We start from the raw sequence: 15,309 nt of genomic DNA on the forward strand, positions 1-15,309 counted from the left end.
GCGACGCGGAGCGTCGCAGCTCCCTGTAGAGTGTGAACATCCACCAGCGACAACCAAGTTGGCGAAACTTGGCAGGTCACCGACCTGCCCGGCGGTCGGGAGGATCGTCGTACGGACGGACGCAAGAGCCGTCAAACCCCTCGGAGCAATCCAGAAGGGAATCTCCCGGCTTCAGCCGGGAGAGAGCTTCAATGCCTGACGAGATCCGCGAGCGGTACGCCGATGGCGTCGGCGATGAGGAGCAGTACCCCGAGGCTGGGATCCGATGTGCCGTGCTCAATGCGGTGGATGGTCTTGTGGTCGACGCCGACCAGCTCGCCGAGTTTCACCTGACTCAGCTGCGCGTCCAAGCGCGCGGCCCGGATGCGGTCCCCGACAGTCCTGCGCTGGGCGAGTACCCATGCGGGCGGGGGATCGACTGGCACCCGAACAACGTCGGATGATCATGTGCGTAAGTCTTTCCTGTACAGGTAAATTTAGTGATCTTCGAACGAGGTACCCGCAGACTGCCGAGCCCTCGCCCGCCCCCACGGCCGCCGGCGCTCGGCTCCCCAGCGGCGCACTGGCGTCCGCGTGTCCGCCAGATTGCGCCGTTAGACGCTATGACTTGGTCAAGGCGTCCCGCCCCGCACCCACTAGGGTGCGGGGCGGTCTACGTTGGACGCAGAAGGCCCCCACCGACATAACCGGACGCTGACTCTGTCGGGGATCTTGGAGTTTCCCGGTGCGGCAGCATGATCAGCGGGCATGCTCGGGCTGTCCCGCAGGCCGATGTAGTCGCCGAGGTGTTCGTTGTCGTTCCGTTCGCGTTCTGGTGAGCAAGTCCCTTCTCTGACCGTGCAGATCGCACGGGCCAGCAACCCGAACGGAACGACAGCGATGTGGGTGAGAGACCGGCTGGACGGGCTGTGGGACGACGAGGACTTCGCCGACTGGTATCCACGCGACGGGCGGCCGGGACTCTCACCTGCCCAGTTGGCCACCGTCTGCGTACTTCAGTTCCTTCTCGGTCTCTCGGACCGGCAGGCGGCTGAGGCAGTGCGCTGCCGCATCGATTTCAAGTACGCCATGGCTCTGGAGCTGGACGATCCAGGCTTCCACCACAGCGTGCTGGCCGACTTTCGTGAACGCCTCATTGAGGGCGATCGCGCTGATCGGCTCCTCGACCTGGCGCTGGCCCGGCTCAAGGACGCCGGGCTGGTGGGTGAGCGCACCACGCAGCGCACCGATTCCACTCATGTCTTGGCCGTGGTGCGTGACTTGACTCGGCTGGAGCTGGTCACCGAGGCGGTGCGGGCCGCGTTGGAAGAGCTGGCCAGTACCGCCGGGCACCTGCTGGCCGGCCTGATCGACGAGGAGTGGGGGCGCCGCTACGGCCGCCCGGTCCGTCTGGGCAAGAACCCCACCCGCCCCAAGAGCAGGATCCTCGCCACCGGTAACGACGCCGTCCGGCTGCTGGAGCACCTCGGGCAGCACGATGCGGAACGCCTGTCTGGTCCCCGCGTTCAGGCTCTGCGCCAGATCATGGTGCAGAACTACTACCGTGACGGGGCCGGCCGCCTGCGCTGGCGAACCGCCGAGGACGGCGGGCTGCCTCCTTCGTCGGTCGCGGTCGTCTCGCCCTACGACCCGACGGTCCGCTACGCGCGCCGCGGTCATACCACCCGCTGGAAAGGGTTCGTCGCGCACCTCACCGAGACCTGTACTCCCGACGGCATCAACGTAGTCACGGACGTGGCCACCACCGACGCCACCGGCTACGACGCGAAGGCTCTACCCGGCATCCACACCCGGCTGAAGCGCCGTGGGCTGCTGCCGGCCGAGCATCTGGTCGACGGCGGCTACACCTCCCTGGTCCATCTGGAGCAGGCAGCCCGGGAACACCAGGTCGCGGTCACCGGGCCACTGCCGGTCAACTCCACCCGCCAGCACCGTAAGAACGACGGCTTCGGCCGTGATGACTTCCACATCGACTTCGACCGCCAGCAGGTCACCTGCCCCCAGGGCGAGATCAGCCGTGGATGGCACGGCCCCTACCCGACCTCCTCACCCACTGCGGCACCTCTGATCGTGGCACGGTTCACCAAGAGCCAGTGCCGTCCCTGCCCGGTCCGCGCCCGCTGCACGACCACCGCCGACAGCGCCCGAACCGTCGGCTTCCCCCCGCGGGAACTCCGTGACCTGCAACTCCGGGTCCGGGCCGAGCAGCGGACACCCGAATGGAAGACCCGCTACGCGGCCCGTTCCGGAGTCGAGGGCACCATCAACGAATTCGTCCACGGACATGGCATGCGCCGCTGCCGCTACCGCGGGCAACCGAAAGCCCACCTGCAACACGTACTCACGGCCATCGCAGTCAACATCGAACGCCTCAGCAGCCGGGAACCCACCGACGAAGTCCGCTCAGCCCGACCACCGACTGCCTTCCAGACTTACCTGGACAAGAACGGGTTCCCCCGGTCGAAGTCCTGGCGAACCCTCCGCGCCTGATCTCAACCACTCCAAGATCCCCGACAGAGTCAGCGTCCGACATAACCGGTGGGGGCCTTCCCTGTGGTCCCAGCCTCCCCGCCGGGTACGCACAGGATGCGGGAGGCGCGTGTCAGGCACGCGTGGGGAGACGGCCTGCCCCTCCCGTGGTCAGCACTCTACGGCCCCAGCACTGCTGTACAACCCCCCGAACGGGTGACGCTCTCGGCAGGGCTGGCCGGGGATGTGGACCCTATGCGGACTCTGATCATGAAAGAGCCCCCCAGGAATGACCGTCCTGGGGGGCTGCAATCAGGCTCTCACCTGCTGCTCAACACTGGTGGGCGCGGACGGTTTCGAACCGCCGACATCTGCTTTGTAAGAGCAGCGCTCTACCCCTGAGCTACGCACCCGTGGATGAGGCAACAGCGTACATGGAGTGGGGGGAGGGATTGCAATCGGTTGCCTGGTGGGGCGCTGTGGAGCGTCGGGCGCGCGGGCTGGTGGGGATAACCCCACCACGGTTCGGTGGTGGTCCGCATCGTGCTGGGTGGGGTCCGTTCGTACGGTGAAGGCTCACACGTGGGACTACTTGGGGGATCGATCACCGTGGCACTTCGTACCCGCACCTTTCTGGCCGTCGGCGGGGCCCTCGTCGGCGTGGTGGCTCTGAGTGGCTGTGGCACCGAGGCCAAGGACGCTCCCGCCGAGCAGCGGTCGTTTCCGTTCAGTGGGGACTCGCTGACCATTGACGCGGACAACTCCGCCCTGGAGCTCGTTCCGGCCGACGTGAAGGACGTGGAGGTCACGCGGCGTGCCGACGGGTGGGTGTTTCTCGGGGAGGGGCCCGAGTCCACTTGGGAGATGAAGGGCGGGAAGCTCGTGCTGCGGCAGCACTGCACGGCGATGGTGAGCGACTGCGAGTCGTGGCATCGGGTGAAGGTGCCGCGCGGGGTCGCCGTCACGGTGAAGGACGACAACGGGAGCGTGACGGCCGCCGGGTTCGACACCGCTCTGACGCTTCGGTCCGACAACGGCGAGGTCACCGTCAAGGACTCCAGCGGGCCGCTGGAGCTGACCAGCGACAACGGGGAAATCGTCGGGGAAGGGATCTCGTCCAAGCGGGTGAACGCGACCTCCGACTCCGGGAGCGTGCGGATGGGGTTTGCGGTCGTCCCTGACCTGGTGGAGACCACGAGCGACAACGGCGAGATCGGCATCGAACTGCCCCACGCCACGTACAGCGTTGCGGCGAAGAGCGACAACGGGGACGTGCGGATCGACGTGCCGCGCGATCCGAGCAGTCCGCATGTCGTGCGGGCTCGCAGCGACAACGGGGAAGTTACCGTGCGAAGCGCGAACTAACCGGCCCCTGTGTTCGTCATTCCTGGTGGGAGAATGAACCGGGCAGGTGGACACAGCACGGGAGAGGGATGTGACGGCGACACACGCGCAGCCGTACACGCAGCGAGTACGTGCCGTCAGGGATGTCGTCGCGCTCCTGCTGCTGCCGGTGCCGCTGCTCGTCGCGCTTCCCCTCGCCTTCGCCGGCGGCGGTACAAGGCGCTGGTTCGGCGGGCGTGGGGAAAATGTGCGCGCCGACGCCCAGGCCGCCAAGGACGCGGCCGCCGCGGCCTTCTACGAGCTGGACACCGCCCAGCGTGACCTGCGGATCTCGATCGAGACGATCACGGCCGTGGACAGTACGCCGGCCGCGCGCAAGGCCGTGGAGGACTTCGCGGCGCTCGGTCGGCGTATCGACGAGGTCAGTCATTCGTACATCACCGCCGTCGACGCCCACGACCTCGACCGCGACGACCTGGAGGCCTCGACGGCTGCCAGGGCCCGCGCGGAGTTGAGCAGTGCCAAGGACGAGCTGGTACGGGTCAAGGGTGAGCTCGACCGGTATGCGGCGGGGCTCGGGCCACTGCTCGAAACCGCCGAGACGCAGCTCGCCCGGCTCGCGCCCGCAGTGGAGCGAGCCCGCCAGACGCTTCTCGCGGCGAGCAACGCTCTTGACGCGGTACGGGCCTCGGGGCTCAGGGCCGACGATCTCGCGGCGCGCCTCGCGGCCCTCGCGCCCGAGCTCACCAAGCTCAACCAGGGCGCCGGGCGGCACGGCGTACCGGAGACGCTGCAGCGCGCGGATCAGGTGCTGCGTGATGCCGATGCCGTACGGACCGAGGCCGAGCGGCTTCCGGAGCGAGCGGCGGAGATCGACCGGCGGCTGGTGTCGCTGCGGACCCGGGCCCAGGCGCTGACGACCCGGGCGGGCAAGGTCGAGCCGGTCCTGAGCGAGCTGCGCCGCCGGTTCACGGCCGCTTGCTGGCAGGACCTTCAGGGCGTACCCGCGCAGACGGCGAGCACGGTCCGGCAGGCCGAGGAGAAGATCAGGGAAGCGGCGAAGGCGCGGGACGAGCAGCGATGGCCGGACGCCATCTCGCTGCTGAGTACGGTCCGGGCGCTGCTCAACTCCACCGACGAGGCGGTTTCGGCGGCCGGCGACCGGCTTCAGCGGCTCAACGCCGTGTCCAAGGACCCGCAGCATGAGATCGAGCGGACGCGGTTCGCGATCAGGGACGCCCAGCGGCTGGCCATGGCCGGGCGCAATACGCCCGATCCGCGGCATGCCCGCCCCCTCGACGATTCGGTGGCCCGGCTGGACCGGGCCGTCGCCGGTCTGGAAGGCCGCCATCCCGACTACTGGCACTTCCTGACCGAGATGGAGGGGGTACGGCGGACGGTGGCGCGGGTCGTCTCGGACATCCGGGAGGAACGGGGCGCGGGCTCCTGAGCCGGTCGGCGACTCGGTAGGACTCAGTAACCTGTTCGCATGCCCCGTTACGAGTACCGCTGCCGCTCCTGCGGCACCAGCTTCGAGCTGAACCGGCCCATGGCCGAGTCCTCCGCGCCCGCCACCTGCCCGGACGGGCACGACGACACCGTCAAGCTGCTGTCCGCCGTCGCCGTGGGCGGGACGGCTAAGTCGTCCCCCTCTCCCGCGCCCTCCGGTGGGGGCGGGTGCTGCGGCGGCGGGTGCTGCGGCTGAGGGTCAGCGCTTCCTGGAGAGCGTCACTCCGTCCGCGACGGGGATCATGACGCTCTCCATGCGCTCGTCGGCCGTCACCCGGTCGTTGAATTCCTTGATCGCCGCCGCCGCACCCGTCGCGTCCTGGTCCGTGACCCCGCCACCCCAGAAGACGTTGTCGGCGGCGATCACTGCGCCCTGCCGCATCCTGGGCACCAGCTCCTCCCAGTACGGGACGTAGTTCTCCTTGTCGGCGTCTACGTAAGCGAAGTCGATGTGCGGCTCCGCCTGCATGGCGCGCAGGGTGTCCAGGGCGGGGCCGAGGCGCAGCTCGACGCGGTCGGCGACGCCCGCCTTCGCCCAGGCCTCGCGTGCGTACGCCGTCCACTCCTCCGACACGTCGCACGTGATCAGCCGGCCGTCGGCGGGCAGGGCCTGCGCCATCGACAGCGCGGAGAAGCCGGTGAACGTACCGATCTCGACGACGTGCCGCGCCCCGGTCAGCCGGACCAGGAAGGCAAGCAGCGGACCCTGCTCCGCGGCGGACTGCATGCGCGCGTACTGGGGCAGCTGCCGGTGGGTCGTCTCGACGAGCTCCCGCTGGACGGCGTCCAGCGGCGGATTGTGCGCCAGCATGTACGCGTACAGCTCGTCGGTGACCGCGGTGCTCTTTCCTTTGCTCATCGCACTCCCTGTCAGACCCCCCGGCGAGCTGTCAGGTCCCCCGGCGAGCTTTGCACACTCCCCCCTGCGCCGCCGGGTGTTCAGACCGGGTGTCGGCCGGCCGCGCGGATGAAGGAGCGCAGGATCTCCTCGCCCGCCGCGACACCGGCCTCGGGCAGCACGGTGACCTGCGGGGCGGTCCAGCCCGTGTCGGCCAGCTCGCCGTGTCCCGGCCGCCAGCCGTAGTCCGCCGCCAGTAGCAGGTCCGCGTCGAGGAGGGAGTCACCTGCGGCGAGGGTGAGTGTGGCGCCGGTGCGGCGGGCGACCTCGCGCATGGCCGCGCTCTTGGTGAGCGGCTTCGGTACGGCGTAGATCTTGCGGCCCTGGAGGGAGACCGTCCAGCCTCGTTCCTCCGCCCACTCTCCGAGTTCCTTGACCCATTCGTCCGGCAGCAGCGCGCGCTCGACGACGAGGTAGGCGAAGAGGTCCTCGGCGACCCGCTCCTTGAGCAGCCAGGCGGGGTCGGCGGCGGCGACGAGGTGGGCGCGGACCTCGGCCAGGGAGGCGCACTCGTCCGCGAGTGTCGTGGCCACCTGGGCCTGCCAGTCCGGGTCGGACACTCCGTCGACCAGCAGGTGTCCGCCATTGGCGCAGATCGCGAAGGCGGGGGTGGGGACGGGGAGCCGGATCCGGTGGTACTGCTCGCGGGTGCGGGTGGTCGTCGGTACGAAGCAGGTCCCGGCGGCGAGCTGCACCATCAGGGCGGCGGCGGTCTCGGTGACGTAGGAGAGCGGCTTGCTCTCGTACACCTCTACGCACAGCAGGCGCGGCGCCTGGGCGTCGGGCATGCGCAGGCCGAGGGCGGCGGTGGAGTAGATCAGGGTGCGGTCGAGATCGCTGGCGATCAGGACGGGAGGGTGGCTGGTCACTTCGCCGCCACCGCCTTGCCGTCCGCGCCGGTGGCGCCGCGTGTGTACTTGGGGTGGATCAGCCCGACGCAGGTGTACGGGAGGCCGTCGACTTCCTCGACCGGTACGCCGCGCTGTTCCGCCAGCAGCCGCACGTGGTCGAGGTCGGCGCCGGCGTCGCGCTTCGCGAGGATCTTCCAGGGGACGCGGCGCAGCAGAACGCGAGTCGTCTCGCCGACACCGGGCTTGACGAGGTTCACGTCGTGGATGCCGTACTCCTCGCTGATCCGCTCGACCGCTGCCCAGCCCTCCCAGGTCGGCGCACGGTCCGCCGACAGCAGTTCCTTGACGTCGGCCTCCACGGCGTCCGCTACCTCGTCGAAGCGGGCGGCGACGGTGTCGAGGAAGTGACCGGACACGTCGTTGTCCGCGAGTTCGCGGTAGAACTTCGCCCCGTGGAAGTCGTTGGGGCCGACCAGGTCGGACCGCAGCACCGTACGGGAAATCAGGCCGGAGACGGTGGAGTTGAGGCAGGCGGAGGGGATGAGGAAGTCCTCGCGGGTGCCGTACGTCTTCACGCAGCCGCCGGGGTCGGCGAGGACGGCGATCTCGGGGTCGAATCCGCCGATGCCGGTGGTGGCGGCGAAGTTGTCCAGTGCTTCGGCGAGTTCACGGGTGATCGCGCCCTTGCCCGTCCAGCCGTCGACGAAGACGACATCGGCCGGGTCGTGGTGTGCGGCGAGCCAGCGCAGGGCGGTTTCGTCGATGCCGCGGCCGCGGACGATGGAGACGGCGTAGTGCGGGAGGTCGAGCCCGTGCCGGTGCTGGGCGTAGCGGCGCATCAGCACGCCGACGGGCGTGCCGGCGCGGGCGAGGGAGACCAGCACGGGGCGCGGTGAGCGCTCGGCGAGGACCGTCTCGGTGACGGTGGCCACGGCGCGGGCGATACGGGCCGCCGACGTCTCCAGGGCCGCCTTGAAGAGCTGCTGGTACTGCGGGCTCGGCTGGTACTCGACGGGCAGCGATTCGGCGTAGTGCGCGCCGCCGCTCTGGATCGCCTCCTCGCGCTCCTCCGTCGGGGCCTCGAGCTCGACGTCCGAGAGGTCCTGGAGGAGCCAGCCGACGTCGTCGGGCGCGTAGGAGGAGAAGGCGGGGCCGCGGAGGGGCTCGGGCATGGGCGGCTCCTGCCGTTGGGGGACTTGCTCGGACGCGGCGTCCGGTATGCCGGGCACACCGGGTATGTGCGAAGGGGCGGGTATGTACGAAGGGACGACCGCCAGCACGACGTGCCCGGTGTGGGCGGCGAGGCGGGCCAGCAGGCCGTCGGGGGCATGAAGTTCGGGGGTGTCGGCGGCGGAGTCGACGACGGCGACGACGGCGTCGAAGCCGGCGCCCGCGACGTTGTAGGCGTACCGCGTGCCGGGGCCGTCGGCGGGGCTGTCGTGCGCGGGGAAGACGATCCGCGTGCGTATCGCGTAGCCCGGATCGTCGACGGCGAGCACGGGCGAGCGTGTGGTGGTCGAGTACCGCACCTCGGCGTCGACCCGCTTCTCCAGCGCGGTTGCCAGCCTGAGCGGTGCGTACATCAGCTCCTCGAAGCCGAGGACCAGTACGCGGCGGGCGTCTTCGGGCAGCGCCCCGGCGATACGGTCCGCCATGCCCGGCAGCGAGGCCTCCAGCAGGGCCCGGTGCGCGGGGCCGAACCCGTGCCGTCCCCCGTCGGGCACGGGTTCGGGCCAGCCCAGCTCGACGCGGGTGGGCTTGGCAGCCCCGGGAGGGGCGTCGGCGGGCCTCAGGCGGGCGCCACGGGCCCCCTGGGCACCTCCGGCACCGACGTCCGTCCCAGCGGCCACAGCGTTACCAGCCGCCGTGTCGTCGTACCGCGCCACCAAGGCCTGGCCCTTCGCCAGTACGTCCGCCGGCAGGCGGACCGTGCCCGAGGCCATCGCGATCAGGTCGACCCGGGCGCCGATTTCCTGCGCGAACTCCTCCAGCCGCCCCCGGTCCCGCGCCGAGCGCATGTCGACCAGGGCCACGATCACGTACCACTCGCGCGGATAGCGCTCGTGCAGGTCGCGGATGGTGTTGAGCACCGTGTTGCCGGTGGAGAACTCGTCGTCGACGAGGACCAGCGGCCCATCGCCGGCCAGCAGCGCGGGGTCCTCCGGCAGCAGCAGGTGCGAGGTGGCGTGCGAGTGGGACTCCTCGAAGCCGCCCGCCGTCGCGACGCCGTCCACCGGGCGCCGCGTCGAGTGGAGGTACGGCGCTACGCCCACGCCGTCCGCCACCGCGTGGCCGAGCCCGGTCGCCGTCTCGGCGTACCCGAGGACCACGGCACGCCGGGCCGCCTCCTCGCCCAGCAGCTTCCGTACGTCCTCGCCGAGCGCGAATCCCGCGCCGTACACCCGCGACGGCAGCTGCGGTACGTGCTTGCCGAGCACGTTCGACACCAGCAGATGGGCCCGCTTCGGGTTGCGGCGCAGGGCCAGGCCCAGCAGATCGTGCAGCCCGCCCGGCCCCTGCCCCTCGCCGTCACCGACGAGTTCGACGCCGAGCCGCTCCGCGACCCACGTTCCCGACCACACCACTTCGTCCGTCCCCATCTCAGTCGGTTATTCCCGCTGTCAACAGCTCCACGAATCCGATGTCCTCGCGCGCCACGCCGAAAACCTCGGCACGCAGCAGCGTGCGCTCGGCCCACGCGCGGTGCGGCTTCACTTCGTTCATCTTGTTCGTATACGCGGAACGCATCACTCCGCCACCGCCCCGCTCCGGCCGCAGAATGTCCTGCGCGTCGCTGAATTCCTCATGGCTGACCACCGACAGCGCGTGCACGGGCAGCACGTGCGAAGGGTGGATGCAGGTCTTGCCCAGCAGCCCGTTCGCACGGTCGAGCGAGATCTCCCGCAGCAGGCCGTCCATGTCGTGCTCGATGAGCGACGCACGCAGCGCCTCCGCCTGCCCCACGAAGGGGCTGCGACGCAGCTGCGGCTTGAACATCCGCTCCTGGACGCGGAAGTACTCCCACACCGGGCCGGTGATCGTGAAGCCCGTCCCGTCCGAGCGTCCGAGCACATTCACCACGTCAGCGATGACCCCGGCCACGATCTGGACGTCGTACGCCGTCATGTCGGGCGCCCTGCGCAGCCCGTACGCCGAGCAGAAGTCGGTGACGCCCAGCCGCAGCGCCAGGACCCGCTCCCGGTACTTGTCGACCGTGCGTGCGATGCCCGCGAGCGTCTCCGCCCGGGTCTCCAGGTGGAGCAGCTGCGGCGATTCCAGCACGGGCATCGCGAAGAGCCGGTGACCGCTCACCGCCTCCGCGGCCGTCAGCGCCTCCAGGAAGGCGACGCCCCGCTCCTCGGTGAACTTCGGCAGTACGAATCCGGACAACAGCCGAGCCGAGGGGCCGAGCCGGTGCACCAGATCGGGAATCTGGGCGGGCTCCCGGACCCGGACGAACAGCAGCGGCAGCTCCAGGCCGCGCGCGTCGAGCTCCGCGAACTGCCGCACGAGGTTCTCCTCGGCGCCGGTGACTTCCCCGTCGTCGATGGAATCTTCCAGGCAGAGCACCATCGAGATGACCCCGCGCCCCGCCTGCTTCGCCACGTCGTCAGCGAGTCGCGGCCGGGTGGCCGGGCTGTAGAGCGTGGCGCCGAGAGCGGCGGAGAGCGTACGGGCCGAGGAGCCGGCGTCGAACGTCACGGGCTCCTGATGGAACAGGCTCTCCCGGACAGGGGGTGGAATATGTCCGAAATGACGCATGAAAATCCCCCCGTGCCGCCGTGTCGGCCCATCGTTGTATGGCCGGTAATAGTACGTAGGGGTGGTGTCAAGAGTTCCCCGCATACGTGAATTTCAGGTTACCCACGTGAAAGCACCTATGCCTGGAAGGGGCCCCCGCGTTGTCCGGGGGAGCCCCGGGGAGGCAGGATGACCGACATGACGCACGCCATGCTGAAGGGCTCGAACGTCCCGCTCGATGCCACAGCCGTAAGGGCTGTGCTGCGCTGGACCCCCGGCCCCGACGTCCCCGAAGTGGACGCCTCGGCCCTGCTGCTCGGCGTCGACCGGCGCGTACGCTCCGACGAGGACTTCGTTTTCTACAACCAGCCCCGCCACCCCTCGGGGCTGGTGCGGAGTCTGGGCAAGAAGCGCCAACCCGACGGCGTGACCGACTCCGTGCAGACGGATCTCGCGGCGCTGGAGCCGGCCGTGGACCGGGTTCTGATCGTCGCCTCGACGGACGATGTGCCGTTCGAGCGCGTGCGGGATCTGTGCATCCAGGTGTACGACGCCACCGCGTCCGGGAGCGGTGAGCCGCTCGCGTACTTCGAGGTCAAGCCGGAGACGGGGGCGGAGACCGCGCTGATCTGCGGGGAGCTGTACCGGCGCGGCGAGGGGTGGAAGTTCAGGGCGCTGGGTGAGGGCTACTCGAACGGTCTCATCGGGCTGGCCACGGATCATGGGATCTCGGTGGACGAGACGGAGGGGGCGGACGGGGCGGATCCGGCCCCTGCGGCTGCCCGGGCGACGCCGGTCCAGCCCTCCGAGCCCACTCAGCCGATGCAGCCTGCGTACGGCTATCCGCAGCCGGCTGCCGCGCCCGCGCCCGCGCCCGCCTACGGTTTCCCCCAGTCGGCTTCGACTCAGCCCGCCTATGGCTATCCGCAGCCGGCTGCTGCCGCTGCCTTTGCTCCGGACCCGAACTTCCGGCTACCGCCGCAGGGGCCGCAGTTCGTGCGCGGCCAGTAGGGGCGGTGCGGGGGTTTTTCTTTCCCGCCCACCCCGCCCCCGCCCCTTCCGGGCCGGGGGCGGCAAGGAGCCCCGCTGCGAGCCGCCTTGTCACGCCTTCGTCTTGTAGCCGCGGCCCCATTGCAGGCCCCACCCGTACAGGCGGTCCAGTTCTGCCTGGAAGCCGTAGACGAACTTCACCTCGCGGCGCACCATCAGATCGCCTTTGACGTTCTCGACGGTGAAGACCGCGCACGAGCGCGCCTGCGGGGCACGCTCGTCCAGTTCGATTTCTATCCGGGGGCCATTGCTCGGGTAGAGCGTCACCACGGCGTGCGTGCGGTCGAAGGCGGGCGTCTGGTCGTAGATGTAGACGAAGACCAGCAGCCGCTTGATCTCCTCGCGGTGGTCGAGGTTCACGTAGATCGTCTCGCCCGACGGGGCGCCGAAGCGGTCGTCGCCGCTGAGCTTGATGTACGGCGGCGCGTTCAGGCTCCCGAAGAAGCTGCCCAGCGGCTGTACGACGCCCTTGGTGCCGTCCACGAGCTCGTAGAGGCAGCCCAGGTCGAGGTCGACATTGACCACGCCCTGGGTGTGCGCCTGCACCAGCTCCGGCTGGAAGAACTTGAACGGCCGGCGCAGCACACTCCCACTGCGCCGCTGCTTGTTGCCCCCGATGTCCGAGGTGCGCATCCGCCACGAAAGATTGACGCGCAGATTACCGGTGGTCGCGCCCTGCTTGGTGAGCGAGACCGACGGGTTCCGCTTGGTCAGTTCGATCGCGTTGCTCGCCGCACTGCCGGACGCGAACTGCTCGGCCGACCTGTCCCGCCGCAGGCTGTCCCAGATGGCCATCCCGCCCACCCCCCAGGTGGCTCGTACTCGTATAAGCCGGATAACGCCGCGAGGCGGCCCCGAGGCCGACGCCTCGTGACCGCCCCGCTCAGAGCGTTCCTCAATCCCTACGGGGTCACACCCCGGACTGGACCTCAGTCTTGTCCCCCGAGGCCGGGCCTTCTCCGCCTTCGGCTGCCGCGAGCGCCTTGTTACGGCGGATCGAGGACCAGAAGGAGGCGGCGATCAGGAAGACGCCGATGAGACCTGTGATGAGCTCGCTGATCTCGTGCTCGATGGTGATCAGCAGGATGACCGCGAGCGCGCCGATCGCGTAGTGCGCGCCGTGCTCCAGGTAGACGTAGTCGTCCAGGGTCCCCTGGCGGACCAGGTAGACCGTGAGCGAACGTACGTACATCGCGCCGATACCGAGGCCGAGCGCCATCCAGAAGATGTGGTTCGTGATGGCGAAGGCGCCGATGACACCGTCGAACGAGAACGAGGCGTCGAGGACTTCCAGGTAGAGGAAGAGGAAGAACGCGGCCTTGCCCGCCAGGCCCACGGCGGACACATCCTTGCCTTCCGCCTTGGCCTTCTCCTCCTCTTCGTGCTCGCGTTCCTCTTCTTCCTCGATCTTGTTCTCGAAGTGGCTGGAGAGACCGCCGACGATGAGGTACGTGATCAGGCCGGCGACACCGGCGAGCAGCACCGTGGCCGACTTGTCCTGGTATCCCGTGCTGGTGTGCGCGTGGGTCGCGAAGGTCATCGCCGCTGCGAGCAGGGCGATCAGCGCGATGCAGACCGACAGCATGTCGACCTTGCCGAGCTTGGCCAGCGGACGCTCGAGCCAGCCGAGCCACTTGATGTCCCGGTCCTCGAAAATGAAGTCCAGGAAGATCATGAGCAGGAACATGCCACCGAAGGCCGCGATCGCCGGGTGGGCGTCCGTGACCAGGGATTCGTACTGCTCGGGCTTGTCCATCGCGAGCTGAATCGCCTCGATGGGACCGACCTTGGCACTGATCGCGACGATGGCGACAGGGAAGACCAGCCGCATACCGAAGACAGCGATCAGGATGCCGATCGTGAGGAAGATCTTCTGCCAGAAGGCATTCATCTTCTTCAGGATTCCGGCGTTGACGACCGCGTTGTCGAAGGACAGTGAGATCTCGAGGATCGACAGGATCAGTACGACCCCGAACGCCTCCCACCCCCACTGCCAGGCGGCGAAGGCCAGTCCGAGTGCCGTGACGGCAAACGACCAGCCGAAGGTTTTCAGAACCACTGGCTACCCCATCGTGTAAGTACGGGTCTCCCCCGCGCCGTGCGCGGCTTTACGAAACGTTGACCCCGAAGTCTAGGGCGATGCCCCGCAGACCCGACGCATACCCCTGCCCAACGGCTCGGAACTTCCATTCGCCGCCGTATCGGTACACCTCTCCGAAGATCATCGCGGTCTCGCTGGAGGCGTCCTCGGAGAGGTCGTAGCGGGCGAGTTCCTGACCGTCCGCCTGGTTCACCACCCGAATGAAGGCATTGCTGACCTGGCCGAATGTCTGCCCGCGATTGTCTGCGTCGTGGATCGAGACCGGGAAAACGATCTTGTCGCAGTGCTCGGGCACCAGGGAGAGGTCGATGATCATCGACTCGTCGTCGCCGTCGCCCTCACCGGTCAGGTTGTCGCCGGTGTGCTCGACCGAGCCCTCGGGGCTCTTGAGGTTGTTGTAGAAGACGAAGTACTCGTCGCCGAGCACCCGGCCGTTCTGGCACAGCAGCGCGCTGGCATCAAGGTCGAAGTCGGCTCCTGTGGTGGAGCGCGCGTCCCAGCCGAGCCCGACCAGCACCTGAGTGAGGTTCGGTGCGGCCTTGGAGAGGGAGACATTGCCTCCCTTGGCGAGCGTGACACCCATGATCTTGCTTCCTCCCCGCGGTACGGAAATGATTGGTGAGGCGCGTCCGGCGCCGCACTGCGAGTGCGGCGCCGGACGGTCGTGAGGGGAGCCCGCTCAGACGTTGACGCCGAAGTCCTGCGCGATGCCGCGCAGGCCCGAGGCGTAACCCTGGCCGATGGCCCGGAACTTCCATTCCGCCTGGTTGCGGTACAGCTCGCCGAAGACCATCGCGGTTTCGGTAGAGGCGTCCTCGCTCAGGTCGTAGCGCGCCAGCTCCGTGTTGTCGGCCTGGTTCACGACGCGGATGTACGCGTTGCGGACCTGGCCGAAGCTCTGCTGCCTCGCCTCGGCCTCGTAGATCGAGACCGGGAACACGATCTTGGCGACGTCGGCCGGCACACCGGCCAGATTCACCTTGATGACCTCGTCGTCGCCCTCGCCCTCACCGGTGGTGTTGTCACCGGTGTGCTCGACCGAGCCGTCGGGGCTCTTGAGGTTGTTGAAGAAGACGAAGTTCGAGTCGTTGGTGACCTTGCCCTCCGCGTTGGTCAGCAGCGCGCTGGCGTCGAGGTCGAAGTCACCCCCGGTGGTGGTACGAGCGTCCCAGCCCAGACCGACGATGACCGCGGTCAGGTTGGGGGCGGCCTTGGTCAGCGAGACGTTGCCGCCCTTGCTGAGGCTGACTCCCACGAGTCCTCCCAAGTGTGTCGAGGGCCCGAGGACCCCCGTAATGCGCTGGCATCGGATCAACGAGTCGATCCTAAGACTTGATCCGTAATTC

At 68.9% G+C, this 15,309-nt stretch carries 14 protein-coding genes and 1 tRNA gene; 5 read left to right on the forward strand and 10 right to left on the reverse strand.

Annotation, left to right across the window (positions count from 1 at the left end):
- Positions 1-188: 188 nt before the first annotated feature.
- Positions 189-425 carry a helix-turn-helix domain-containing protein gene (locus J7E89_RS05020; RefSeq protein WP_214968816.1) on the reverse strand — a complete coding sequence of 79 codons (237 nt, stop codon included), beginning with the start codon at positions 423-425 and terminating at the stop codon, positions 189-191.
- A gap of 412 nt (positions 426-837) precedes the next feature.
- On the opposite strand from J7E89_RS05020, the gene J7E89_RS05025 reads away from it, so the two are divergent.
- Positions 838-2,490, forward strand: a complete 1,653-nt coding sequence (locus J7E89_RS05025; RefSeq protein WP_308315335.1) for an IS1182 family transposase — start codon at positions 838-840, stop codon at positions 2,488-2,490.
- A gap of 317 nt (positions 2,491-2,807) precedes the next feature.
- Here J7E89_RS05025 and J7E89_RS05030 read toward each other — a convergent pair.
- A tRNA-Val gene (locus tag J7E89_RS05030) sits at positions 2,808-2,882 on the reverse strand.
- A gap of 196 nt (positions 2,883-3,078) precedes the next feature.
- Here J7E89_RS05030 and J7E89_RS05035 point away from each other — a divergent pair.
- The 3 genes from J7E89_RS05035 (at position 3,079) to J7E89_RS05045 (ending at position 5,518) form a co-directional block, all read left to right on the forward strand.
- Complete coding sequence (locus J7E89_RS05035) at positions 3,079-3,834, forward strand: DUF4097 family beta strand repeat-containing protein (protein ID WP_374196784.1); 756 nt, start codon at positions 3,079-3,081, stop codon at positions 3,832-3,834.
- 70 nt (positions 3,835-3,904) lie between these two features.
- Positions 3,905-5,263: a hypothetical protein gene (locus tag J7E89_RS05040; protein ID WP_214968821.1), complete on the forward strand. Its 1,359-nt coding sequence runs from the start codon at positions 3,905-3,907 to the stop codon at positions 5,261-5,263.
- A gap of 39 nt (positions 5,264-5,302) precedes the next feature.
- On the forward strand, positions 5,303-5,518 hold the full coding sequence (locus J7E89_RS05045) for a zinc ribbon domain-containing protein (protein WP_214968823.1): 216 nt from the start codon (positions 5,303-5,305) through the stop codon (positions 5,516-5,518).
- Positions 5,519-5,521: 3 nt separating this feature from the next.
- On the opposite strand, the gene J7E89_RS05050 is transcribed toward J7E89_RS05045, so the two are convergent.
- The 4 genes from J7E89_RS05050 to J7E89_RS05065 form a co-directional block, all read right to left on the reverse strand.
- Positions 5,522-6,181 (reverse strand): O-methyltransferase, encoded by a 660-nt coding sequence (locus J7E89_RS05050; RefSeq protein ID WP_214968825.1) that lies wholly within the window; start codon positions 6,179-6,181, stop codon positions 5,522-5,524.
- A gap of 80 nt (positions 6,182-6,261) precedes the next feature.
- Positions 6,262-7,089: an HAD family hydrolase gene (locus tag J7E89_RS05055; protein ID WP_214968827.1), complete on the reverse strand. Its 828-nt coding sequence runs from the start codon at positions 7,087-7,089 to the stop codon at positions 6,262-6,264.
- On the reverse strand, positions 7,086-9,671 hold the full coding sequence (locus J7E89_RS05060) for a phosphoribosyltransferase (RefSeq protein WP_214968829.1): 2,586 nt from the start codon (positions 9,669-9,671) through the stop codon (positions 7,086-7,088). Before J7E89_RS05060 ends, J7E89_RS05055 begins: the two co-directional genes overlap by 4 nt.
- 1 nt (position 9,672) lies before the next feature.
- Entirely contained in the window at positions 9,673-10,833 is a 1,161-nt protein-coding gene (locus tag J7E89_RS05065) for an HpcH/HpaI aldolase/citrate lyase family protein (RefSeq protein ID WP_214968831.1), read from the reverse strand.
- A gap of 168 nt (positions 10,834-11,001) precedes the next feature.
- Here J7E89_RS05065 and J7E89_RS05070 point away from each other — a divergent pair, with 168 nt between their 5' ends.
- On the forward strand, positions 11,002-11,823 hold the full coding sequence (locus J7E89_RS05070) for a TerD family protein (protein WP_214968834.1): 822 nt from the start codon (positions 11,002-11,004) through the stop codon (positions 11,821-11,823).
- Between the two features lie 90 nt (positions 11,824-11,913).
- Here J7E89_RS05070 and J7E89_RS05075 read toward each other — a convergent pair whose 3' ends face one another.
- From J7E89_RS05075 to J7E89_RS05090, 4 genes are all read right to left on the reverse strand, one after another.
- A complete protein-coding gene (locus J7E89_RS05075; protein ID WP_214968836.1) occupies positions 11,914-12,657 on the reverse strand; it encodes a Tellurium resistance in 744 nt (247 codons plus the stop codon).
- A 115-nt stretch (positions 12,658-12,772) separates the two neighbouring features.
- Positions 12,773-13,921 (reverse strand): DUF475 domain-containing protein, encoded by a 1,149-nt coding sequence (locus J7E89_RS05080; RefSeq protein WP_214968838.1) that lies wholly within the window; start codon positions 13,919-13,921, stop codon positions 12,773-12,775.
- 49 nt (positions 13,922-13,970) lie between these two features.
- Positions 13,971-14,546, reverse strand: a complete 576-nt coding sequence (locus J7E89_RS05085; protein ID WP_214968840.1) for a TerD family protein — start codon at positions 14,544-14,546, stop codon at positions 13,971-13,973.
- Positions 14,547-14,642: 96 nt separating this feature from the next.
- Positions 14,643-15,218 carry a TerD family protein gene (locus tag J7E89_RS05090; protein WP_138894399.1) on the reverse strand — a complete coding sequence of 192 codons (576 nt, stop codon included), beginning with the start codon at positions 15,216-15,218 and terminating at the stop codon, positions 14,643-14,645.
- Positions 15,219-15,309 lie beyond the last annotated feature (91 nt).

Origin of the sequence: Streptomyces sp. ISL-100, assembly GCF_018614615.1 — a bacterium.
In the GTDB taxonomy this organism is placed as follows: domain Bacteria; phylum Actinomycetota; class Actinomycetes; order Streptomycetales; family Streptomycetaceae; genus Streptomyces.